Below are 24,445 nucleotides of genomic sequence, written 5' to 3'. Positions count from 1 at the left end.
AGCGAAGCTTACCCTTTTACTGAACCAATCATCGTTCCTTTCTCGAAGTATTTAAGCAAAAACGGATACAGCACAAGCACGGGCAAGGAGCATACGATCACTGACGCCATCTTCAGACTCTCCGGTGCAGGAGGGATCAAATTGGTTGCCGTAGTGAACGGGTCCAGCTTATTTTCGATAAGAATCTGCCGGACGACTTGCTGGAGCACGAACTTCGACTGGTCGGTGACATACAACAGATTATCCATAAAGGCATTGATATGATGTACCAGCGACCAGAGTCCGATCGTCACCAGGGACGGAATAGAGAGAGGCAGTACGATGCGGAACAGAATCCGCATATCCCTGGCCCCATCGATGCGGGCCGCTTCGATCAGCGCATCGGGAATGGACCGGAAGAATGAGAGCATCACCAGAACCTGGAAGGCGTTAGCTGCTGTTGGCAGCACATAGACCCAGCGCGAGTCCAGCAGATGGAGCTCTTTGATCAGCAGATAATTCGGTACGATGCCCCCGTCGAAGATCATAGTGAACAGTATGAGCATGATCAGAACGCGCTTCATAGGAAAATCCGGACGTGACAGAGGATAGGCGGCACAGACAGTAACGAGCAGCGTCAAGAGCGTTCCCACGACCATGCGGAATACTGTATTTGCATAACCCGACCAGATGAACGGATACTCCAGCAGCTCCCTGTACGCCCTCCATTCGAAGTCCCGCGGGAAAAAGTGAAATCCGCTCCGGAGCGCCTCTCCGCGCCCACTGAAAGAAACCGCCGTAACATGGATGAACGGGTATACTACGATCAGTGCGAGCAACGATAGCACAAAATAGATGATAGCGGGTGTAATATGATCCTGCCATTTTCTCGTCTTCATGACTGAATTCCTCCTGCTCCTACCATAATCCATTATCCCCCTTGCTCAGTTTCCTCACGGTCAGATTGGCACCCAGAATGAGCACAAGTCCCACGAGTGACTTGAACAAGCCGATAGCTGCTGTGTAGCTATACTGGAACTGCTGCAGACCGACACGGTAGACATAAGTATCGATGACGTCGCCTGTTTCAAAGGTGACCGGATTTAGCAGATTGATGATTTGTTCAAAATTTGCGCTTAAGAACCCGCCGAGACTGAGAATGAACATAATCGATATGGTCGGCATGATCGAGGGAACATTGATCCGGATGATCCGCTGCCAGCGGTTCGCTCCGTCTATGATGGCCGATTCCTGGATCTCCGGGTTGATCCCCGACAAAGCGGCGAAATAGATGATCGAACCCCAGCCCAGATCCTTCAGTATGGAGGAGCCTACGACTATGGACCGGAAATATTCTTTTTTGCCCATGAAGAAGATAGGCTCCTTTCCGAACCAGCCCATGATGTCAGCCATAATCCCTGTAGTCGGCGACAGAAAATAGATGAGCAGACCCGACATGATTACCCAGGATACGAAATGGGGTAAATACATCGTCGTCTGAATGAATCTCTGGAAATACCGGGAGCGGACCTCGTTCAGCAGAATCGCCAGAATAATCGGAGCCGGAAATGCAAAGAGCAGCTGATAAAAGTTCAAAAGCAGGGTGTTTTTAAGAAGACGGTAAAAGTCGCTGCTCTGAAACAAATCCTGAAAATGCTGAAATCCCACCCACGGACTTCCCCAAATTCCATCCACAACCTTGAAATCCTTAAATGCAATGACCACGCCATACAGCGGACCATATTTAAAAACAATGAAAAACGCAAAGGCAAACAGAAACAGCGCCAATAATTCTCCATGCTTTCGTATGGTTTTCATCTTACACTCCCCTGAAACCCTATTTATTTTTTGAATTGAGCCTGATACATCTCATTGGCTTCCTTGGTCAATTCATCGCCGCCTCTGGATTTCCATTCTGCAACGAACTTATCGAAATCATCGAGTGGAATTTCTCCGCTGATAATTTGAGCAAAATATTTCTGCATCAGTGAAGTCAGGTCGTTTTTGTATTTCCCGTCAGAAGGCAATGCCGAGAACAACAACGCATCCGTCTGTCTTGGAGCGGATGAATAAGTTTTGATCGCTTCATTCAGAGCCGGATTGGAATATTTCTCGCGGTATGCCTGGGTCGTGATATTGCCAAGCGAGAAGAGCCGGATACCAGCCTGATCGCGTTCTTCCGCTTTCTCGAATCCAGCAAGGAACTTGGTGGCTCCTGCGGTTGCCCCGCTCTCCGTAAAGTCCCAATGAGTCCCCTTTACTCCGAGATTGGTCATGTTGATGGTTTCCTCATCGCTGCTCTCTGCCTTCAGGATCTCGAACAGCTTGTCGAGCTTCTCCGGCTGATCCTTCACTTTGTTGCTGATGACGACAAAATTGCTCTTGACTCCCCAATCCCAAGAGCCGTCACCGCCTGGACCCTTCGGATTCTTGGCAAATACCAGTTCCGAATTGGGATTCAAAGACTTCATTTCCGTCACAGTTGCCGCATCCGGGAGTGCGCCCTTGGCAATCTGCTCCTCGATGACCCCGATCCGGTTATTGTAGAGCTTTTTACGGTACGAGTCCTGGGTATCGGTGATAAATTCAGGGTCGATCACTCCGTCTGCGTACCACTGCCGCAGCTTCGCCAGTGCTTCCTTCGTCTCCGGCATGACAGAGCCGTTCATAATTTCCCCGTTCTTCTCATGCCACATGGTCGGCTCCACACCGTAAGCACCAAAGATCGAATAGAAGCCGGATGACCAGGTAGAGGTCGCTGTCCCCGTCAGGCCGAAGGTATCTTTTTTGCCATTTCCGTCCGGATCCTTCTGTGCGAAGGCATAGACGGCCTTCTCGAATTCATCCAGCGTCTCCGGAGCCTTAGTTATGCCTACTTTATCAAGCCAATCCTTGCGCCAGAGCATCGCCAGATCATAAGGCTTCAGGTCGATAAACATAGGAATGGCCCAGAGCTTATCATCAATAGTAACGGTTTGGAACAGTGCTTTATTTTTCTCAATATCCTTGGAATACTCAGGCATCTTTTCCTTCAGCATGTTCGGATCCAGGCTCATCAGGACGCCTTGATTCTGGTACGCTGCTACATTCGCGGGATCACCCAGCATGAAGATGTCCGGTACTTCACCGGAAGCAATGCTGGCATCGGTCACTTTCACCGGCTTAATTTTTACATTGAACTTCTCTTCCAGCCACTTCTGGACCTGAGAGTTTTCCACCACTCCCGGAGCCTGGAAATGGATGCCCCATGTAATTTCCACCGGGCTTGGTGCTGCTGATTCCTTTGTATTTGCGCTTGCACTGGCATCCGGTGCTGCCGCATTATTCCCGCCGTTACCGCTGTTGCCACAGCCAGCCAGCAGACCAGCTGCCAGCATCGCCGGCAGAACCGCATTGCCTAATTTCTTGAGCTTCATCTGCACATGTACTCCCCCTAATATGAAAGAAATATGTTGACCGCTTTCTGCTTCGGCTCCGAAGATGCAAACAGCCTCGAATGGTAGCGGTTACAACTTTTACGATAGCCTCCTCTGCTGCGGGATACAATCCTCTCTTTCAATTCTTTTTATGTTTTGGCCGCTTCTGTGGTTTGGAACGCGTTATGTTTTTCTCTTTTTTTAATGTTTTTCGGGCTTCCGCTTACCAAAATACTCATCTGTGATATAATCCCTCTATTAATGCATGTGTATCACGCACAATTATGTAAGCGTAACCATTCTGAAAAGTGGAGTGAGTACTTTGCAGGGATACCGTTCGACCAAACATAATACGATGTTCGTCAAGCTGCTGCTTTCCTTGACCGCCATTGCCGTGATCACCGTCATTCTCATCTCCACGGTCACTTACTCGATTTCGGCAGACAACAGTATCCAGAACGCCATCGCATACAACGAATCGATCCTGACGCAGCAGCAGGAGCTGATTCACAAGGAACTGACCGCTATCAAATATGCTGCCACCGGCATGATCACGACCCAATCGTACCTGTACCATACGAAGGGCAGCAAGTTAAGCGTCAGCTCCCTGATTGATTTATCAAGCTTTGTGGAGCAGCAGAAAAAGATCAGTCCCTACATCGATTCCATCTATTTATATTATGACCCTCTGGAGCTTATCCTGACATCGCGTCCCGAGATCAAGACCTCTCCCATCTCGACCTTTGCGGACAACTCCTGGCTGAACGTATGGAAGCAGCAGTCTGACAGCCGCACGATTTGGATTACCGGAAGACAAGACGCCTTCGCACCGGACCATCCTGCAACCAGCCTGCTTCAAAAGATGCCATTAATCGGTCATGTGAACGGCGCTATCGTCATGAATTTGAAGCTGCAGCTGCTTTTCGACGACTATTTAAGCCATTACCATAATAAAAAAGGCGCCACCCTTGTATTGGGGCCGGATTCAGAGTTGCTCTATTCCGATTCGGAGGCCGGAGCGTCCCTGCTGAAGCAGTTGGACTTCTCTAAGCTGACCGGCGGAAGCGGCTTCTATATGGATGACTCCGACCGGATCGTCTCCTATACCACTTCAGAGCTGACAGGATGGAGATTTGTTGACATTACTGAACGCTCCGTGCTCCTGCAAGGGATGGACCGGATCAAGTTCATTGTCATGATTGTAGCAGCGGTATACCTGTCTGCGGCAATCGCTATCTCCTTTTATTTGTCCAGAAGGTTGTACCGGCCTCTCCAGAGTGTGATCACCTATATCGGCGGTTCCGCAGCCGGTCAGCGGGACGGAACAGGTAGCCCTCTGCCTGAAGGTGATGAAGCCGGCTTCATCCGTCACATCTTTGATCAGCTGGGCCGAAACTGGGAGACACTGATGACAGAGAAGCGGAAGGTAGATTCCCTTCTCCTGGATAACCGTACAGCCATCAAGGAGAAGTATCTGAACGACCTCATCCAGGGCGGCAGTACGGATCAGGCGGCGGAACTGTTGGGGCTCTGTCTGGATTTCAAACGGTTTGCCGTGCTGACTCTGGAACTGGAGGAGCCTTATCCCGTGAAAGGACCGGACAGCAGCCTTCAATTCCATCTGTTGCGTTACGGGCTTATGGAGGAGCTGGGAGCCGATATCGACGGCGAGATCTTCGCCAAGGATGACAAGAGAACGGTGATTCTCTTTCCCGTTCCTCCGGAGGAGGACGATTTCCCGCTGGAGCAGGCCAAGAAGCTGAAGCAGCTTTTGCTGACCCGTTACAGTATGAATGCGACCATTGCGGTCAGCCGGATCTACAGCGGTGCAGAAGGGGTTCGTTCGGCTTATGAGGATACCCTGGAAGCTCTGAGTCTGAAAATGTACATCGGCAAGGGCGAGATTCTGCCTTACGACATCCTCGGCGAATGGAAGTCAGAGGAGGAGGCTTACTTTTATCCGTATGAACTGGAAACGAAGCTGCTGCAGGCACTGCTGCAGACGGACAAAGAGGAATGCTTCAGTGTCGTCCGGCAGATCACCCGGACCGCGTTGGTTAAGAAGCTGAGTAAAGCGAATATCCAGCAGCAGTTCTTCCAGCTGAGCGGGGAGATCATGAAGACCCTTGTCCAGTCACGGGGCGATATGCACGCCGTGTTCGGGGACAGACCCTCTTATGCGGATGTGCTGGCAGGTGCCGAGACATTGCCGGATATGGAAGAGTGTCTGCTGGATATGTGCGATAAGATCATCGCCTACCACAAGGAGAAGCGTTCCAGGATGACGGATGTGACCCTGCAGCTGGCAACGGATTATATGGATGAGAACTTCAATAAAAATATTTCCGTGGACACGGTTGCTGAATATGTGCAGCGCAGCTCCTCTTACTTAAGCCGCATCTTCAAGGAGTCAACGGGGATGACCGTCAACGATTATTTGATCCAGCTTCGTATCAAACGTGCCATGGAGCTATTGAAACAGCTGGACCTTTCCATTGAGGTGATCTGCAAGGAGATCGGATATGCAAATGTAAGCTACTTCAATAAGATCTTTAAAGCCCGGACAGGGCTGACTCCCGGACAATACCGGCAGCAGGAGGCGGCAGACAGGCTGATTGCCGGAAAAGAACAAGCCGAATAATTACAGGTTCAGGCACCAAAAGAGGTGTTCCAATGGCTAGTTTGGAACACCTCTTATTCATCCTTAGATCCTTAATTTCCGTTGCTCCCGGAACTCCTGCGGCGTGCAGCCGGTTGTTTTTTTGAAGAAACGAAAGAAATAATGCTGGTCGCTGAAGCCAAGCCGGGCTGAAATTTCATGCATCTTCAAAGCTGTGCCCAGCAGCAATTCCTTGCTTAACTCCAGCTTCTTCTCCGCGATATAATCAGAAAGGCTCTTTCCGGTTGCTCTTTTGTACCAGCGTGACAGATAAGACGGATTAAGCGATACTTCCTGGGCAATCCGGGTCAGGGACAGGTCATCGGATAAATGGAGTTTGATGTATTGATGAATCATCGACTGGATACTGGACTCATCCTGTCTGAAGGTCGCACTGCGATTGGCGACGATCCATTCAAAAAAAGAATGGAAGAAGGAGGTGACGGCAGTCCAGGGTGTGCTGATGTTAAAATGCAGGATTTGTGACAAGTCCTGCGCGCTTAAAGCCTGTTCCATCAAACCCAGCTCCTGTACAAGCTCCAGCAGGGTGTTGCTGATCCCCGACAGCATTCTCCATCTTATTAAAGGATCTTCCGGGCCGTCCTCTCCGGCCAGATCCACCCACTTGCGAAATGAAGTACTCCAATCCGAATTTCCTTCCAGCAGCCGTTGCTTCAAATATTCCAGCAGCAGCCCCGTAGACGCAAGCCGGGTCTGCATCAGATTCTGGATCGGCTCCGGTTCCAGCGTGTCGACTTTCAACAGCTTTTCCATGCCCAGCCCCAGACTGTCGTAACCAGCCAGCCTTAAACGGTTGAGAGTATAGTTCAGCTCATGCCAATCCACAGTATGAGTGCTGACGATGACCGATGTGGACAACTGAAGACAGGTGTTACACGCCTGCTGAATGGATTCCATCATGCCATGAACGAAGCGTTGTGTCTTCAACCATGTCTCTTGACCTGACAATTGTGGCAACTGGCCTGACTTGGGCTGGATGAAGCAGGCTATCGTCACGGGATCAAGATCGACCGCCTTGATTTCAGCCTTGTCCCCTAGCAGCTCCTCTGAGATGTTAGCCACCGCATAGCGGATCAATGTCCGGTCTGAGGGGGTTTCGTAATTCCCCCAGGCTTCAATCCTGATGATGATGGCCAGGATCGGATCTGAAGCCTGAAACGGTAACTGAATCGTATCGAATTCGTCCTGTAAAGACTTGTAATCGATCTTTTCAGTACGTCTCAGAATGTCATGCAGCAGCTGTTGCTGCAATTGGGGTAACGTGCGGGGCAGCTTGTCACGAAACCATTGCGCCCTGTAATTGTACTCCTCTTCTGAAGAGATCCGCTCCAATGCCACGGCTACAGAAGAGCGGATTTTGTCCATTCCTTCAGTTTTTAACAAATAGTCAACAACACAAGGATTTCGGATGGCCTGGTGGGCGTAATCAAATTCGTCATGTCCGGTGAGCAAAATGACTTTGCAGCGCGGCCAACGGTCCACGATCTCCCGGATCAGCTCCATTCCATCCATTCCCGGCATACAAATATCGCTGAGTACAATATCTATCCTGAGTGTATTCAGCCATTCTATCGCACTGTCCGCCGAATGCACTTTTATAATCTCCAAATCGGCAATATCAGCTTTCAAAAAAAACTCAGCCAATCCATCCAAAATCACCGGTTCATCATCAACGATCATCATCCGCCGCATCGGTTGTCTCCCCTTCTCTCGGTATCTTGACTTTTACGCATAATCCGCCCAGCGTGCTTCGTTCAACCTGCAGTCCGTAAGGGGGTCCAAACCTGATTCGCAGTCTCTGATTTACATTTAACAACCCCGTGATCTCACTTTTGGTAATTTCTTGCCGGGACAGCTGCTGCTGCAAACGGGACAGCGCTTCTTCAGTCAAAGCATCGCCATTATCTTCTATGCAGATAGTCAGAGTGTCATTCGTTTGTTCATATTTCATTCGAAGCAGGCCCCCGCTTGGCTTCTGCTGGAGAGCGTGTTCGAATACATTTTCAATAATAGGCTGCAGCAGTACACGGGGAACATGGATGCGGCTGCAATCCGGTTCTATTTCATCAACTTCAGCCTGGATACGGGGACCAAAACGGATTCCCTGAATGGCGAGGTACACCAGCGCGTGGTCAAGCTCCTGCCGCAGCGTAACCTCTTGGGCAAAATCGCGCGTCATATAGCGGAAATACTGCCCCAGATAGTCGGAGAATTCTTTTATGAGCTCCACATTTTCCACTTCGGCCATCTGCTTGATGCTGAACAGGCTGTTATACAAAAAATGAGGGGTGATCTGGGACTGCAAATGCTTCAACTCTGCTTCCCCGGTGCGGATACGCTGTACATAATTTTCTTCAATTAATGTATGCAGGCGCCGGAGCATATCGTTGAACCGTGTATACAAATATCCGAATTCATCTTTGCGGGAATGGGTAATATGCAGCCCTGTCTGCCCCTGCTCTGCCTTCTCAAACCCTCGGATCAATATGGATATTGGACGATGAATCGCTCTGAACGACCATACCGAGAACATGAGGACAATGATTAGTGACAAGAGAGTCAAGAGCCACATCATCACGGTAAATATGCGGATCGGCTTCTGCAGAATCGAATTAGGAATACTGGCAGTCAGCCTGAAATGATCGCTACGGTCATACAGAGAATAATGAAAAGAATCATTCATCTGATAGCGCTGCACACTGACTGTTTCTTCTTCAGGAAGCCGTTTCGGATTTGGCATAAGCTCAGGTGCGGGCTCCGATGTCGAAAGAACATACTCGTTATTGTCGCCGAACACCAGGGTGATATTGCTTCCTCCGGACACTGCGAACTCTTTCAGCCGCAGCTCCAGCTCGGGATTGGACAGCTTAATGCCCAGCAAAAAATTGGGCGGCACCTTTGGGTCCAGATTAAACGGATTGCGGCGCAGCACATACAACTCGTCCTTATAGACAGAGACCTGACCGCCCAAATTGCCCATAGTGTCGGCGAGCCCCTGCCAATCCTGCTGTGTGACATCCCGGACGCCCTCCTGAACACTGACTTCTTTATTGATCTCAGGCAGAAAATATACCACATCAGCTATATATGGGCTGGTTTCCCTGATCTGCCTCAGCTTCGTGAAGATATTGTTCAAGTTATTGTCCACTTCATACTGGCTCATGATTGGCAGGCGGGCACTTAAGGAAGCCAGAGTATCATCAATAGAATATTCCGCAACCAGACGGGTGATTCTTTGAAGCTCAAATTCAAGATGACTGTAATAAAAGCGCAGCTTCGACTCATTTGCCCTTTCCACTTCCGCCTGCATTTGATTAGAACTGTAGAAGGTAATGGATACACCCAGAACATACAACGGCAGCACAACCAGCAAAAAGGCAACCAAGAGCTTATGAACAATAGAGTGGCGGTTCCAACGAAGTATACTTGATTTCATTCAATAATAATCCTTTACAGTAAAGTGTGATGCAGGTAATCCCTGACATTCCAAAGAAGGAGCCGGCAGCGGCTCCCTCGATGATCTAAATACACTTTAACCCTTAACACTGCCAACGACCAGCCCGTGCACAAAATATCTCTGTAAAAACGGATAAATCGCCATAATCGGCAGAATGGATAGAAATATCTGAGCAGCCTGCGTTGTACGGTCCGATACCTGATTCAGCAGGGCTGCTTCTTCAAGCGTTACATTCTCCATCGAAGCCGTTACCTGTTGAAGAATAGACTGCAGATAGGTGGCCAGCGGATAATGCTCCGGGCTCCGCATATAGATCATTCCGTCAAACCAGGCATTCCAGTGGCCAACGAGTGCAAACAGCGTCACTGTAGCAATGCTGGGCATAGACACCGGCAGATAGATGTTCCACAAGGTCCGCAGGTGGCCGGCGCCATCCATCCAGGCCGCTTCTTCCAGCTCTTTCGGCAGCCCCCTGAAGAAATTCAACATCAGCAGCACATTGAAGATCGGGACGGCTCCGGGAATGACAAGTGCCCATACACTGTCCAGCAGATGCATCTCCTTAACGATCAGATAACCGGGAATCAAGCCGCCGCTGAACAGCATGGTGAATACAAAAATCCATGCGTAAACGGTCCGCGAGCGGAACACCGAAGCCTCTTTTGACAAAGGGTAGGCTACCAGAACCGTAAACAATAAGTTAACAGACACGCCCAGTACCACTCTAAGCAGGCTGGTTCCGAAGGAATGAATGAACTGCTTGTTTTCCAGCATATATCGATAAGAAGAGAATGTGAAATCAATCGGCCAAAAGGTGACCCGCCCGGCGCTGACCGCCGTACTTGAACTGAAGGAAATTGCCAGCACGTTGACGATCGGAAAAAAGCAAAGGACCGCGAGCAAAGCCAGAAACACATAATTCATACGGAGAAACCAACGATACGGTTTAGATGTGAATTGCATAGGTTGTACTCCTTCTCCTAAAATATCCGGTATTTAGCGAAACGGTATGCCAAGTAATAGCCCAGGCCGATAAAGACAAACGAAACTACGGATTTAATTAAGCCAAGGGCCGTAGATACTGAATACTGTGCATCCTGAAGGCCGATCCGGTAAATCATCGTATCCAGAATGTCTCCCGATGAGTAAACCAGCGGATTATAGAGATTGAACACTTGATCAAATCCCCCATTCAGGACATTCCCCAAGCTAAGGGTCAACATCAGAATCATAATCGGGCGGATCCCGGGCAGCGTAATATGCCAAGTCTGCTTCCACCTGCCGGCACCATCGATAATTGACGCTTCGTACAATGAGGTGTCAATGCTGGTCAACGCGGCCAGATAGATGATGGTTCCGAAGCCGAATTCTTTCCATTGGTCTGTGATGACCAGAATATATGGAAACCAGTGATTGTCCGCCAAAAATTGAATTGGCTGCATCCCCAGGCTCTTGAGCAGCATATTAACGATCCCGGAGCTGGGGGACAGCACATCCACAACGATGCCGCCAAGAATGACCCAGGAGAAAAAGTGCGGCATATATATAATCGTCTGTATGGAACGCTTGAATCCGTTAACGCGGACTTCGTTGAGCAGCAATGCAGTGATCACCGGCACCGTCAGGCCGGCAAAGATTTTCATGACGGAGATGAACACCGTGTTCCATACCACCGTGCTGAACCCAGGCAGATCAAACAAGTATCTGAAATTGTCCAACCCGTTCCATGTAATATGTTTAAAGCCTGCAATCGGGGAAAAATCCTGAAACGCAATGACAAGTCCCGCCATCGGGATATAGCTGAAGATGATGACTACAATGAGTGCCGGCAATATCATGACATGCAGCGGGATGTTGCGTATGAACTTTTTGGTATTAAAATGCATCTCTGTCTCCTCCTTATATTCTAAATTATAGAACACTCTAAAAGGACGCTGACAGTGGAGCCTGTTGACCTTTGGTATCTTTTGTTGACCTGTTCACAGGGATTTCAGGGCGCCGGAAGAGTCCATACAAATAACGGGACCGCCGCATCGCCATTCTCATGACTAATGGACAGTCCCGTCATTCGCGGCCACGCAGGCCAGATTAGTTGCCTTTTACCACTTCATTCACTTCTTTGGTAATTTCATCGCCGCCAAGCTTTTTCCAATCGGCCACAAATTTGTCAAAGGCATCAACCGGCAGATTGCCGTAGATGATTTTCACAAAGGTTTCTGCACGCAGCTTATCCAGTGTTGCCTGTTTGCTGTTCATCGTTTTGGTTGGTGCATAGATGAACTCGTTCATGACGATCAGGTTATGATCACGATAGTACTTAATAACCGACTGTGAGCTAAGCGGTCCAAAGATCCGCTCCATATTCCATTTATCGAGATTGCCACTGCGGTAATCCAAGATATCCTGGTAGAACAATTTGGCTTCCAGCCCCATTTTGGAAGTATCCTTTGTTTTCAGTGCCTGCTCCACTTCATCCTGTGCTTTCACGTTTTTGTTCGGAGGCAGGTTAGACACGGTTGCGTTTTGGAACCCGAGACCAGTCTCACCGTTCAGATAGCTGGCACGTTCCTTGGTAGCCGACTCGCCGAACATTTTTTCCGCCTGGAAGTTAAGCAATTTGATTAACGCCTCGGGATGCTCATACCCTTTACGGATAGCGAATACACCGCCGATGCCCAGGTGATTCTGTGTTTTGGCCGGCTGATCATCGATGGATTGCACAGGGTATGGAACCCAGTTCACATTTTTATCTTTTTTGACCATATTCATAACCTGGAAAGGAGCCCATTGCGGTAAAAACATTATTCCGGTTTTACCCGCGTTGACATCCTCCATGGCCTTGGCGAATTCTTTCACGCCGAATTCCGGATCCAGGACGCCTTCTTTGTACAGCCGCTGCAGCTCAGCCAGGCCTGCCTTCACCTCAGGCTGGATCGTACCGTTGACAATCTCGCCCTTGTCATTTTTGATCCAGGTTTCCAGATAGGCATGGTAGCCAAGCAAGAATGCATTGATCGGCAGATCCTTGTTCATAAATATGCCGTATGTGTCCTTTTTACCGTTGCCATCGGGATCTTTAAGGGTGAAGTCTTCTGCGATCTTGATAATATCCTGCATCGACTTTGGTTCCGCCAGGCCGAGCTTATCAAGCCAGTCTTTACGGATCCACACCATATCCGAAGAGTCTAGAGAACCACCGAAGCTGGTTAATGCATACAGCTTGTTATCCTTCGTAACCGGCTTCAGACCCGCTCCGTCTTCTTCCTGATAATAGCCCTTGACCAGGTCAGAAGCATATTTATCAAAGTACGGGGTCAAATCCTCCAGCATCCCCGCTTCATGCAATTGCTCAAACTGCACCATATTGACCTTTAACAGATCGGGCAAGTCCCCGCTTGCCATGGTAACATTCATTTTCTCATCATAGTTGGCGCCGGGTACGATCCAGTCGTAGGATACCTTGATGCCAAGCTCATTCTCGTAACCTCTTGTCCAGACATTGTTGGAATATGTATCGCCCTGGCCCAGGGTTTCTTTTCCGGTCTCGGCCATTGTGGAACGCAGCTTGATCGGCGGATCATATTTGGTTAACGGCCCGCCCTGCATTTCGGTCGGGGCCGCATTGTCCGGTTTGGCTGCAGCACTATTTTTGCTGCTGTTATCACTGTTTCCACCGGAGCATGCACTGAGAACCAGCGAGAAAACAATCGCTGTGGCCAGCACCGGCAATGCTTTACTATTTTTTTTCATCTGATGAACCTCCCTTGTTATTTACAATCTCATTATAGTAAGAAAGCGTTAACAAGGGCGAGTGGTATCCTTTTACATTCTGTATCTTTTCTTTACCTGTTCCTAAGACTTTTTAGATCATCCTATAGCAAACATGAAAAAAGGAGCCGCCCTTCCGTCAATAATGACAGGAGGACAGCTCCCCGTTGGAATCAGTCTTACCCTTTCAGATGGAGTACCAGTACATTTACCGAGTTGGCCGGCAAATTCAGGACGATGCCATTGTTGTCCAAGGAGACCTTGCGCTCGCCAGGTATCACCCGCTCATCGTCTCTTTTGTTGACATTAGGCAGATGCACAAGCGAAGCATCCCCTGTTAGGCTAACCAGCTTCGCAGCCGTCTCCACGTGCACGTCATGCAAGCTAATCTGCGTTGACTTGTCCACATTGTCGGCGTTAACAAGCTTTACATAGATATGCTCTGCGTCTTTCGTCACCGAGCTGAATATCTCTCTATTATAGGCTTCCAGCTTATAATCCAATATTCTGCTGGTCACCTTGCCATCCGTGTAGGAGCAAATCAGCCGGTCACCGGTACCGCCGCCATAATTCAGTGTAATGGTATACTCAGTGTTGTCTGCAAGCTTTTCATATTGGGCCGCTCTTAAATTACCTGCCGCCGTGCTGGAAGAATAATCACCCAAGGTGTAGCCTTCTATCCCTTGCTTGTACACCTTGACGCCGGTGGCATCGCCCCCATAACCGATTGCATATTCAATGACATCTTTGCTTCCCGGAGCAATATCCGTCAGGCCGGCCCCCACATAGAAGCCATCTTCGCCTGCAAGCCTTGAAGCAACAACCTCCACTTTGTAGTCGGTCCATTCATCATTCAGAATGTATAATCCGTTCATCCCGCCCGTTTGAGCTTTCAGTACAAGTCCCTCGCCCGCCCGGATGGCAGAACCCGCAGAACCGGGAATGACCTGCCATGCCGGGTCCAGCTGCTGCGTAAAGTCCTGGTCCAAAAGCACGCTGCCGTCCTGGTTGGAGGTTACAGTCACACGTTTTACGACGATTTCGGCGTTGCCTGTAGCAATCTCGATTCCGCCGCGGGGAACAAGCTCTGTAGGGTTCCCGTTTTTGTATGTGGAAAAGGAGGTTTTCAGCACCTTGTCGCCCAAATATTTGGCAAATAGCTGTTGTACATAGTAGTTCGGAGTAAACCATACGGTCTCATCGTCGAACCAGATACAGTCTGGAGTCCATCTGTAGGTTCCATCCGTCAGCACCTTATTGAACAGCGGCGCGTAAGCGGAGAGCAGCACGACATCGGCGTTGTTCTCGAAGCCGGTCATGATTGCCGCCTCTGCTACTGCGCCAGCCAATGTATTTTTATCCGTGGAAGCATACTCCCCGACAAAAACCTTTGAGGTTTCTTTCCAGTTCGTGCTTCCGTCCGGATTGGTTGCTCTGTAGTAGTAATTGTAACGGTCCACATTGTTCAGCAGATACTCATTGGAGCGGTAGTAGTGCTCATCTGCGATGGTATCCATATAGTTCTGTTGTTGTTCATACCAGGTGACGGTTTCTTCAATCACTTCATGACCATCGGCAAAAGCGACCTTGGCCGACCCTTCCAGATTTCCGCTCAAAAATTTCCAGCCCTGCTGATAGGCATCATCATCCGCTTGAGCGCCGACTGTCGAGATAATGTGCAGCTTATGGCCCGGATAGTTCTGCTCCATGTATTCGTCGATAGATGTTTTGAACACTTCAAAGTTGGCAAAAAACTCTGTGCCCCAGTTTTCGTTGCCCACGCCCAGATAACGCAGATCAAACGGCGCCTCATGACCCATTTTTTGGCGCATGGCGGCCCATTCGTTGCCCGCAAAATCCATACTGATAGCAAAATCGATCAAATCCGTAAAGTTCTTAATGAAATACTGCCGCAACTTACCACCGGCTGGATGGGCATAATCTGAGCGGGCCTGACACAACACGCCGCAAGCCATGACCGGGAGCGGAGTTGCATTCAGGTCTTCAGCCAATTGGAAATATTCCATATAGCCCAGCCCCATAGTCATCATGTAGCCCCAGACGTTATAGTTCTCTTTGCGAAGCTCGATATCTCCCACGGAATCCTTCCAGTCATACACGTTCTCCCAAATGAAGGAGCCTTCCGAGATACAGCCGCCCGGAAAGCGCAGGAATTTCGGATGCATCTCAACCAGCGCGTGGACCAGATCTTTTCTTAAGCGGTAATTCGGGTTGCCCAGATAATTCGCATGTGCCGAAGCAGACTTTGCCTCTTCCCCCGCGCCCCACACATCCTGCGGCATCAAAGAGACCATATCAATGGAGATTTCACCGGCAAAAGTGAGGGCGAGCTGGCCTAGAACCGTAGCTGATCCCGTCAGTACCAGCTTGGTCTTCACTCCATATTTCTTCCATATGCCGCCGCCTTCCACTTGCACGGTTACAGTATCACTGACAGCCGCCCCGTCCGGTGCCTGCAATTGTACCGTTATTGCACCCGCAGTTTCAGCCTTGGCCCATAGGGTGAATTCATATTTGGCACCCGTCCGGATAGCCATCGCACAGTGCTGATTGGAATCGGCAAAACCTCTGTTCCGAATGGTCGCCCCGTCAGCCACCTTCACATAATAGGAATTGACATCCTTGTCCGGAGCCTTCAGGAATTCATTGAGACCGCCGCTGCTCTGAGGAATCATCTGTTCTACGTCTCCGGACCAGCCGAATAATGGCTCCCGGTTCCGGCCGGTAGAGCAGCCGCATTCGCCCGAAGCATGGGAATAGGTGTCAAAAGCAAAAGACTCGAAGGACCGGTTCTGCACCAGCTCCGCGTAAATCCCGCCGTCGGCTGCATTGTTGATATCCTCATAGAACAAGCCGTACAGCACTTCGCTGACATCCAATATTTCCTGGTTGCCGTGCACATTCAAGGTGTAGGGCGGCAGATTCGGCGGAATAACGGATACCTCAAATGTCTTCCGGACAGAGCTTGAGCCTTTTCTTAATGTGGCGGTAAGCGTTACTCCATAGGCAGAGTTAATGTTCTGTATACGGCCCTGGTTAGAGAGCACCTCCGGGTGGCTGGATTCCCACGCCGCTTCTACCGTTCCACCCAGCAATCGCGAAGGTAGAGCAAGGTCGTGGGCCACAATGGTTGTCGGCAAGAACAGGTACTTTCCGGCGGCTAGCTTCACAATCTCTTCATCCGTTAATGAATCGCACATCACTTCGATCACTTTGTCTGCGGACAAACCCGCCTTATAGATTCTGAAATCCGCCAGGGAACCGGCAAAATCGTCATCTGCAGCATACTGGGAACGGCCGATAAAATTGCTGCTGTAATTGGACGAATCGGTTAGCGTCCCGAACCAGCGGCGAAGCTGAGCATAATTACCACTGGTGGTCTGGCTAATAGAGCCGTCTGCGACCGTTTCACCGTTCACATATACAACGGGTCCTGCACTGCTTAGCTTGCCGTCCTCCGTACCGATGATGGACAGTGCGATATGGATCCACTCACCTCCGGCAAACCCCCGGCCCGGATCAGCGACCAGGTCCATGCCCGCAGACAAGGTTCCCCGCAATTGGCGGGTCAGGAATACAGACGGTCCCGTCTCCCCGTTACCAAAGTCAAAAATCCGTTCCCATACGCTCGTGCCCTTGCCGAAGTTCACCCAGGCCGCAACCGTTATACCGGTGTTGTCGTTCACTCCTTCAAGCAGATCGGATGGCAACTGAATAAAAGATGAACCATTCCGTCCTCCTGTAAAGGTCACCGCGCTTCTTCCGCCAACTATAGATACCACTGGCGGCAGCGTGCCGCTAGCCAACCCGTGATTATCCTGACCCGAGCTGTCATGGCTGACATTCTCTGCATCCTCGAATCTGTAATGGGCAATTAATTGCTCATGAAAGGCAGTCATATTTTGCATTCTCCTATTCCTTTGATTAATGAAAATATAAATAATTTAATAAATATATAAACTATACTTATCCTACCTTGTCTGCCCTCTATTTATCAAGTCTTTCTTGCAAATAGAAAATGTTGCAACCGTAATAACGCCAATAAGGCTGCCGAGATGTTCTCGACAGCCTTACTGGTCCTGCGGATACATTGATGCGGTTTGCTCATTCTGTCTTGAAGCCGATAGACGTTATCTCCTGTTATCCTTCACAGGCACCTCAAAATCAGGTGTGCCGTCTTCATTCCACCGGAATTGCTGTACCCGTGTATGGCGGTTCGGATCATATAACGGATCGCCCGTGATTTCCTTGTAATTCCGCGCGTGGTAGACGATAACATCCCGGCCTTCCTCATCTACCGTAAAACTGTTGTGCCCCGGCCCATATTGTCCGTTCTCCTCCGTAGTATGGAATACCGGTTCAGGATGCTTCGTCCATGAAGCAGCATCCAGCAGATCCCCGTCCTCGTCTGCCTCCAGCAGCCCCATACAATAATTGTGATCGGTGGCACTGGCCGAGAAGCTGATGAAAATCCGGCCGTTCCGCTTGAGAACGGCTGCTCCTTCGTTGACTTTGAAGCCGATAATCTCCCATGGATGCTCAGGAGTTGATATCATGGTCTGCTTGCCGCGCAGTGTCCAGGGATTGCTCATTTCAGAGATGTACAGGTTGGAGTTGCCTTCAATTCCGGGATCCTTCTGCGCCCACACATAGTACAATACACCCTTATGCTGGAACGTTGTGGCATCCAGGGCAAAGGATTCCCAGGCTGTCTTCACCTGCCCTTTTTCCACCCAATCCCCTTCCAGAGGACTTACTGATTCATTCTCCAGCACGTACATGCGGTGGTCGAACAGACCTTCGTTTGTTTCTGTTGTATGAGCTGCCGCGAAATAGATGTACCACTTGCCGGCAATGTAATGAATTTCAGGTGCCCAGATATTGGCGCTGAGTGATCCTGAAGCATACTTGCGCCAGGCCACAACCGGCTGCGCTTCAGCCAGGCCTTCCAATGTCCGTGAACCTCTCACTTCGATCCGGTCATATTCAGGAACCGAAGCTGTGAAATAATACCATCCGTCGGTATGCTTGTACACCCAAGGATCGGCACGCTGCTCCACCAGCGGATTAGTGAACGTTCTGTTTGCAGGCATTTGATCTCTCCTCTTTGCTATGAGCTAGCCGCTGCAGTTATAACTGTCTTACCCCTGACCTCTTCGGTGTGGGGCGTTCCTGTGTAGCGTACTGCCATTTATGCAATTACCAAATTAGCACAGCAATACTTTTATGTAAATATGAATTTATTTAGTTTTATATAAAATCAAATATAAAAAAGCATGATAATGCCAAATTAGTCATCAAAATAATGACCCATCACCTGGAATGAGTGTATATTAGCATAATGTATTTATATATAGATTTTTTGATTTATTAAAGGTTAAACATAATCAATTTGCAATTTTGAGAAATCTACCCTTTTGACACATATTCAAACCTTGCTCTATTTACGTCTAGCGCCTATAAATTATAAGCTTTAAGTGCAAAACGGCCCAAATAATCTAATTCTAGGAGAGCAAAAATATGACCTTAGGCAACAACCCGCTCCTGACAACGCTGCAATCACCTATCCATCCTTTTCCCATGAATCAGGTCACGCTTACCGACCCTTACATGGTTAATGCCTTATCCAAAGAAATTCTTTATCTCAAAAGCTATGATCCCGACCGTTTGCTTGCCGGCTTCCGCGAAAATCGGGGACTCCCTCCCAAAGGAGAAAAGTACCCCGGCTGGGAAAATACCGAAATCAGAGGACATACACTGGGACATTATCTGACCGCAACAGCCCAGGCTTACGAGAATACCGGCAGCAGCGGACTTCTGGAACGTCTGGAATACATCCTCGGTGAGCTGGGGGAATGCCAACTGGAGAACGGCTATCTGTCCGCTTTTCCCGAGACATTATTCGATCATGTGGAGAACAAGCAGCCTGCCTGGGTTCCCTGGTATACCATGCACAAAATCATCGCGGGTCTGGTCGCCGTCTACCGTTCAACCCATAATTCTGCAGCATACCGCATAGTGTCCGGGCTCGGTGAGTGGGTGTACCGGCGTGTCTCTGCCTGGTCACCTGAAATACAGCAACAGGTACTCTCGGTTGAATACGGAGGGATGAATGATTGCCTGTATGATCTGTACAAGATTACGCAGGACGACCATCATTTGTATGCCGCTCATATGTTCGACGAACTTGCATTGTTTACCCCTGTCCGTGAAGGCCGGGATATTCTCAAAGGCAAACATGCCAATACGACGATTCCCAAGTTTCTCGGGGCATTGAACCGCTATCTCGTACTGGGAGAAGGAGAACGCTTTTATCTGGAAGCTGCGGTGCAGTTCTGGGATATGGTTGTCAATCACCACAGCTATATTACAGGCGGGAACAGTGAATGGGAGCATTTCGGCAATCCGGATATTCTGGACGGGGAACGCTCCAACTTCACGGCCGAAACATGTAACACCTACAATATGCTGAAGCTTACCAAAGAACTGTTCAAGCTTACCGGGGACATCAAATATGCCGATTTCTACGAAAACACGTTCATCAACGCCATTCTTTCTTCACAGCATCCGCATACTGGCATGACGATGTATTTTCAACCCATGGCGACGGGTTATTTCAAGGTGTACAGCTCTCCGTTCGACCATTTCTGGTGTTGTACCGGCACCGGCATGGAGAGCTTCACCAAGCTGAATGACAGCCTTTATTTCCACCGGGGCAACAGCCTCTACGTCAATCAATATGTCAGTTCTACCCTGGTGTCGGAAGCTCACCGGATCGAGCTGGAGCTGGAAGCCAACCTCCCTTATAAGGATACAGTCACATTCAATCTGCGTACCTTGGACAGTCAGGCGACCACACTAGAGCTGCGTTTACGTATACCAGATTGGATCGCCGGGACGATGAACATTCAATTGAATGGAAATACAGTAGCCTTCCGGACAGTGGGCCGGTATGCTGTGCTGGAGAAAGCCTGGAAGGACGGTGACAAGCTAAGTATTCAATTCCCGATGAAGCCGTTCTACTGCACACTGCCTGACGCCCCGAATGTGGTAGCTTTCAAATATGGACCGGTGGTGCTAAGCGCCGCATTGGGAAAAGATGATCTGACACAGTCAGCAACAGGTGTAGCTGTCAGCGTGCCGACGAGAAATATGCTGGTAAAGGATTTCATCACACCGTCGCACGGGAGCATCAGCGATTGGCTGGATCACTTCGAGGAGCATTTCATACGTAAAAATGGAGATCTAGTCTTCGTATTACGTGGCACGGATGAGGACGGACGGCTGGAATTCACCCCCCATTACAAGCAGCATGAAGAACGCTACGGCATCTATTGGAAGCTTGTCGAGACGGATTCCAGGGAGTTACAGGAGCATATTTGGCACGGGAAACAGGATCAGACAATCCGGGAAGCCACCATTGACAGTCTGCCGGTCGGCAATGATCAATACGAGCTTGAGCATGGCATTCAAGGGGAGAACACTACGGTTGCTGTCTGGGATGGCTACACCCTTAGACAAGCGGAGAATAACGGCTGGTTCAGCTACCGGCTGAAAGTACTCCCTGAGCAGGATAACTATTTATCTGTCACCTACTTCTCCGGCAACAACGGCAAAACGATAGATATTCATGTAGACGGAGAACTGCTCGCCAGCGATACATTGATAACTGATAAAGTGCGGACCTTCTATAATAAGCGATACCTCATTCCGGCAGAGTGGATAAAGACTGCCACCGAGGTAGAGGTCAAATTTGTTATTCCGGGGCAGATGAACGGTATTTTCGATCAGCTGCGGATGATGACAAGCTACAGCAGTAATGCCGAGCTGGCCGAGCTAATCTTTGACGCAGGCAGCCTATCCGCGGCTTTTACCGCCGATCAGTCCGACTATACGCTGACTGTGGGCGCAGGTACACCAGCGGTGCGGATGCATGCCAACCCTTCGCACAAGAATGCCCTGGTCTATGTCAATGACATTCTGATCGAGGATACATTGCCTAGAACTGTGTTTCTTTCCAGTCTAATTACGAATGTGCAAATCAGTGTCACAGCGGAAGATCTGGAAGTGGTGAAGAATTACAAAATTACGATTATTAAACCCGCCTAGAGTAATAGATTAGTTGCTAAAGAAACATCGGCCTGCCGGGCAGTATTACTGCTCCGGCAGACCGGTTATTTTTATGGAGAAAATTATATTAGTCTTAGGATACCACTATGCAGCGGAGACTTCTCTAGTCAGCTAATAAAGTCTGCATTCGCTCCTACCTGAATAAAAAAGGCCACCAGGACAAGTCCCGATGGCTGATTGGCTAATTCGCCTATTCGCCTATTCGCCTATTCGCCTATTCGCCTATTCGCCTAACTATGATATTTAGAATTCGGGTCGGCAGCTACTTTAATTCGATGGTCTGGTTGAGATTCGACTGCTCCGTATCCTGGTTCGTTATTCGTTTAAACAAATAGGTCGCCTTCTCGGCCAGGTTACCGCTCTTCCAATACTCAGCCGCTTCGGCTTGCACCTGGATCAGAATTATTTCAGGGTCGTCATAGCTGGTTTGCAGAAAAGCATCATACCCCGCATTCCAAAATTCTTTTTTCTTGTCCAGATCCTGAACAAGCTTGGCTGTCCCACGAATTGAGACATAGGATTTACCGGCGTATACAACGTTAACTCTGGGATCATGAAGGATTTCTTCGAACTTGCTGGTATCCTTCTTGGTAAGGAACCATAAATCTCCGTCGAACTCGACCTCCTGTGTCTTCATGGGGCGGGATACCAGTCCTTCTGCTGATATCGTAGTGAACATCGCGATGTCATTTCCTTTGATCAGCTCTCTAACCGTCTCAACAGCTTTCTTGTGACTTTGGTTCGAATCTGACATGCTTATCGCCTCATTTCTTCCGGGTTATGGATTAGGTTATCCAAACACATACCAATTATTAACCAATAGATACATAAAAACTCTACAACCCAAAGGGGTCGTAGAGTTTATTGTCCATTTTGCAGATGGTTGATTTAGAATTTAAGAATCCCTGAGGTATGAAGCAGCACCAGAAACACCAGAATCGGCGCAACATACCGGAGCATGAATAACCAGATACGGAACCAGCGTGCCTGTAATCCGGCTGCTTCAGCCGCTCCTTTCCAGAAATATCCGGCAAAAATAGTGATCAGCAAACCACCGAGCGGAAGCATAATGTTCGAAGTGATAAAGTCCATCCAGTCAAACAAGGCTTTGCCCCCAAAAGTAAGCTCAGGGAACATTCCCAGCGACATCGCTGAAGGAATACCCAACAGGAAAATGACTAGAGACAGTATCCAAACCGAACGTTGACGGCTCCAGTTCCAGCGCTCCATCGCGAAGGATACAGGCACTTCAAGCAAAGATACGGCCGAGGTCAGAGCAGCAATGGCCAACAGGATAAAGAACAACCCCCCGAAGAACGAACCGAAGGGCATCGCAGAGAATGCCGCCGGCAGAGCGATAAAAATCAGCGAAGGCCCTTGATCGGGAGCAATACCAAACGAGAACGTCGTCGGGAAAATAATCAACCCGGCTATAAATGCATATAGCAAATCTCCGGCACCTATCGCAAGCGCAGCCGAACCCAGCGACTGTTTTTTATCTACATATGAACCATAAGTCAGAAGAATCCCCATCCCGAGTGACAACGAGAAGAAGGCATGTCCCAAGGCGACCAGCGCGGATTCCGCCGTCAGCACCGAGAAGTCCGGTTTGAGGAAGAAGGACACTCCTGCGTTTGCCCCCGGAAGGGTTACGGCGCGAATCATGAGCACAATAAGGAGAACGACTAGGCCGGGAATCAATACTTTGTTAAATTTCTCAATCCCTCCTGACACCCCAAGGATGACTACACCCGCCGTAATCAGGATAGCCACACCCTGCCAGACAATCGGCATATACCCTGAGATAAAGGAACCAAATTCACCGGCATAGTCACTTGTGCTGAACAGTTGTCCGTTGAAAGAAATCAATGCGTAATTCAGCGTCCAGCCTGCAACGATAATATAAAAAGAAAGGATTAGAAAAGGCGCCACTACTTGCAGAATTCCGGCTGCTTTCCAGCCTTTCCCGCCTCCGGCTCGTATGAACGATGTCGCTGCACTTCCCCGTCCGCTGCGTCCAATAGCCAGCTCGGCCAACAGCACCGGCAAGCCGATTAGCACCAGACAGACGATGAAAAGAAGAAAGAAAGCCGCCCCGCCATTTTCTCCTGTAATATAAGGAAACTTCCACATATTTCCCAGACCAACAGAACTGCCGATGGCTGCGAAAATAAAGCCGCTCGAAGAAAATCGTTCTTCCTTCTCCGTAAGCAGGCTTTTTTCACCTTTAGATTGACTCATTTACTCATGCCCCTTTTTCTCTTTTAGCCTTCATTATAGCTTAACTCACCCTGCGAGTCTTATGGGAATTTCTGAATTCTCTAATCATTATCCTTGTTTCAGTAAAACAAAAAAACCACTGCTAATTATTCAGCAGTGGTTCATGTGCTTGGCAACGTCCTACTCTCCCAGGACCCTTCGGTCCAAGTACCATCGGCGCTGGAGGGCTTAACGGTCGTGTTCGGGATGGGTACGCGTGGAACCCCTCCGCTATCGCCACCAAACGGGCATTTGCGGTACAAATGCATCATTCAGGTCTCAGCATCGCCAAATGCTGAAAACAACTCTTCTTCAATTAACCTCTTGGGCCTCATGAATCGGAACTTGATTCCTGAAAACTGAATCCGAAACGAATCTGCGTTTTAAGATTTGGATAAGCCCTCGACCGATTAGTATTGGTCAGCTCCACACGTTGCCGTGCTTCCACCTCCAACCTATCTACCTCGTCGTCTTCAAGGGGTCTTACATACTGGGAAATCTCATCTTGAGGGGGGCTTCACGCTTAGATGCTTTCAGCGCTTATCCCGTCCGTACGTAGCTACTCAGCCATGCTCCTGGCGGAACAACTGATGCACCAGCGGTACGTCCATCCCGGTCCTCTCGTACTAAGGACAGCTCCTCTCAAATTTCCTGCGCCCACGACAGATAGGGACCGAACTGTCTCACGACGTTCTGAACCCAGCTCGCGTACCGCTTTAATGGGCGAACAGCCCA

Annotated in this window: 14 protein-coding genes and 2 rRNA genes; 2 read left to right on the top strand and 14 right to left on the bottom strand. The window is 49.3% G+C overall.

The annotated features are described in order from the left end of the window. Nucleotides 1–8 precede the first annotated feature (8 nt). From A3849_RS17440 to A3849_RS17430, 3 genes are read right to left on the bottom strand one after another with little or no spacing between them, the layout of a single operon-like run. On the bottom strand, nucleotides 9–878 hold the full coding sequence (locus A3849_RS17440; protein ID WP_074086406.1) for a carbohydrate ABC transporter permease: 870 nt from the start codon (nucleotides 876–878) through the stop codon (nucleotides 9–11). A gap of 19 nt (nucleotides 879–897) precedes the next feature. Beyond that, the gene (locus A3849_RS17435; RefSeq protein WP_074086405.1) at nucleotides 898–1,797 is read right to left on the bottom strand and encodes an ABC transporter permease; all 900 of its coding nucleotides are present in this window, start codon (nucleotides 1,795–1,797) and stop codon (nucleotides 898–900) included. Nucleotides 1,798–1,820: 23 nt separating this feature from the next. Further along, complete coding sequence (locus A3849_RS17430) at nucleotides 1,821–3,395, bottom strand: extracellular solute-binding protein (RefSeq protein WP_143191847.1); 1,575 nt, start codon at nucleotides 3,393–3,395, stop codon at nucleotides 1,821–1,823. A 322-nt stretch (nucleotides 3,396–3,717) separates the two neighbouring features. Between A3849_RS17430 and A3849_RS17425 the strand changes: the two genes are divergently transcribed. Beyond that, nucleotides 3,718–6,036 (top strand): helix-turn-helix domain-containing protein, encoded by a 2,319-nt coding sequence (locus tag A3849_RS17425; RefSeq protein ID WP_074112563.1) that lies wholly within the window; start codon nucleotides 3,718–3,720, stop codon nucleotides 6,034–6,036. Nucleotides 6,037–6,099: 63 nt separating this feature from the next. Here the strand turns inward: A3849_RS17425 and A3849_RS17420 are convergent, their stop codons facing one another. The 7 genes from A3849_RS17420 to A3849_RS17390 form a co-directional block, all read right to left on the bottom strand. After that, nucleotides 6,100–7,767: a response regulator transcription factor gene (locus A3849_RS17420; RefSeq protein WP_074112562.1), complete on the bottom strand. Its 1,668-nt coding sequence runs from the start codon at nucleotides 7,765–7,767 to the stop codon at nucleotides 6,100–6,102. Further along, nucleotides 7,745–9,511 carry a sensor histidine kinase gene (locus A3849_RS17415; RefSeq protein ID WP_074112561.1) on the bottom strand — a complete coding sequence of 589 codons (1,767 nt, stop codon included), beginning with the start codon at nucleotides 9,509–9,511 and terminating at the stop codon, nucleotides 7,745–7,747. Before A3849_RS17415 ends, A3849_RS17420 begins: the two co-directional genes overlap by 23 nt. A gap of 96 nt (nucleotides 9,512–9,607) precedes the next feature. Further along, the gene (locus tag A3849_RS17410; RefSeq protein WP_074112560.1) at nucleotides 9,608–10,495 is read right to left on the bottom strand and encodes a carbohydrate ABC transporter permease; all 888 of its coding nucleotides are present in this window, start codon (nucleotides 10,493–10,495) and stop codon (nucleotides 9,608–9,610) included. A 17-nt stretch (nucleotides 10,496–10,512) separates the two neighbouring features. Next, a complete protein-coding gene (locus A3849_RS17405; RefSeq protein ID WP_074086399.1) occupies nucleotides 10,513–11,418 on the bottom strand; it encodes an ABC transporter permease in 906 nt (301 codons plus the stop codon). 202 nt (nucleotides 11,419–11,620) lie between these two features. After that, nucleotides 11,621–13,282 (bottom strand): extracellular solute-binding protein, encoded by a 1,662-nt coding sequence (locus tag A3849_RS17400; protein WP_074112559.1) that lies wholly within the window; start codon nucleotides 13,280–13,282, stop codon nucleotides 11,621–11,623. Nucleotides 13,283–13,479: 197 nt separating this feature from the next. Further along, nucleotides 13,480–17,220, bottom strand: a complete 3,741-nt coding sequence (locus A3849_RS17395) for an alpha-L-arabinofuranosidase C-terminal domain-containing protein (protein WP_074112558.1) — start codon at nucleotides 17,218–17,220, stop codon at nucleotides 13,480–13,482. Nucleotides 17,221–17,451: 231 nt separating this feature from the next. Next, a complete protein-coding gene (locus A3849_RS17390) occupies nucleotides 17,452–18,414 on the bottom strand; it encodes a glycoside hydrolase family 43 protein (protein WP_074112557.1) in 963 nt (320 codons plus the stop codon). 427 nt (nucleotides 18,415–18,841) lie between these two features. Between A3849_RS17390 and A3849_RS17385 the strand changes: the two genes are divergently transcribed. Further along, nucleotides 18,842–21,430 (top strand): beta-L-arabinofuranosidase domain-containing protein, encoded by a 2,589-nt coding sequence (locus A3849_RS17385; RefSeq protein ID WP_074112556.1) that lies wholly within the window; start codon nucleotides 18,842–18,844, stop codon nucleotides 21,428–21,430. A 283-nt stretch (nucleotides 21,431–21,713) separates the two neighbouring features. Here the strand turns inward: A3849_RS17385 and A3849_RS17380 are convergent, their stop codons facing one another. The 4 genes from A3849_RS17380 to A3849_RS17365 form a co-directional block, all read right to left on the bottom strand. Further along, a complete protein-coding gene (locus A3849_RS17380; RefSeq protein ID WP_074112555.1) occupies nucleotides 21,714–22,205 on the bottom strand; it encodes a pyridoxamine 5'-phosphate oxidase family protein in 492 nt (163 codons plus the stop codon). A gap of 134 nt (nucleotides 22,206–22,339) precedes the next feature. After that, nucleotides 22,340–23,692: a sodium-dependent transporter gene (locus tag A3849_RS17375; RefSeq protein ID WP_074112554.1), complete on the bottom strand. Its 1,353-nt coding sequence runs from the start codon at nucleotides 23,690–23,692 to the stop codon at nucleotides 22,340–22,342. A 146-nt stretch (nucleotides 23,693–23,838) separates the two neighbouring features. Further along, nucleotides 23,839–23,955: ribosomal RNA gene (rrf, locus tag A3849_RS17370) — 5S ribosomal RNA — on the bottom strand. A gap of 145 nt (nucleotides 23,956–24,100) precedes the next feature. Beyond that, nucleotides 24,101–24,445, bottom strand: a 23S ribosomal RNA gene (locus A3849_RS17365); the annotation flags it as partial.

This window comes from Paenibacillus sp. P46E, from assembly GCF_001909095.1.
Lineage (GTDB): Bacteria > Bacillota > Bacilli > Paenibacillales > Paenibacillaceae > Paenibacillus_AQ > Paenibacillus_AQ helianthi.
This window is presented reverse-complemented; position numbering and strand designations above follow the sequence as displayed.

Bases quoted from the DNA above. Each gene is read 5' to 3' on its own strand.
- A3849_RS17440 (WP_074086406.1), bottom strand. From the start codon at position 878: ATGAAGACGAGAAAATGGCAGGATCATATTACACCCGCTATCATCTAT.
- A3849_RS17435 (WP_074086405.1), bottom strand. From the start codon at position 1,797: ATGAAAACCATACGAAAGCATGGAGAATTATTGGCGCTGTTTCTGTTT.
- A3849_RS17430 (WP_143191847.1), bottom strand. From the start codon at position 3,395: ATGAAGCTCAAGAAATTAGGCAATGCGGTTCTGCCGGCGATGCTGGCA.
- A3849_RS17420 (WP_074112562.1), bottom strand. From the start codon at position 7,767: ATGCGGCGGATGATGATCGTTGATGATGAACCGGTGATTTTGGATGGA.
- A3849_RS17415 (WP_074112561.1), bottom strand. From the start codon at position 9,511: ATGAAATCAAGTATACTTCGTTGGAACCGCCACTCTATTGTTCATAAG.
- A3849_RS17410 (WP_074112560.1), bottom strand. From the start codon at position 10,495: ATGCAATTCACATCTAAACCGTATCGTTGGTTTCTCCGTATGAATTAT.
- A3849_RS17405 (WP_074086399.1), bottom strand. From the start codon at position 11,418: ATGCATTTTAATACCAAAAAGTTCATACGCAACATCCCGCTGCATGTC.
- A3849_RS17400 (WP_074112559.1), bottom strand. From the start codon at position 13,282: ATGAAAAAAAATAGTAAAGCATTGCCGGTGCTGGCCACAGCGATTGTT.
- A3849_RS17395 (WP_074112558.1), bottom strand. From the start codon at position 17,220: ATGACTGCCTTTCATGAGCAATTAATTGCCCATTACAGATTCGAGGAT.
- A3849_RS17390 (WP_074112557.1), bottom strand. From the start codon at position 18,414: ATGCCTGCAAACAGAACGTTCACTAATCCGCTGGTGGAGCAGCGTGCC.
- A3849_RS17385 (WP_074112556.1), top strand. From the start codon at position 18,842: ATGACCTTAGGCAACAACCCGCTCCTGACAACGCTGCAATCACCTATC.
- A3849_RS17380 (WP_074112555.1), bottom strand. From the start codon at position 22,205: ATGTCAGATTCGAACCAAAGTCACAAGAAAGCTGTTGAGACGGTTAGA.
- A3849_RS17375 (WP_074112554.1), bottom strand. From the start codon at position 23,692: ATGAGTCAATCTAAAGGTGAAAAAAGCCTGCTTACGGAGAAGGAAGAA.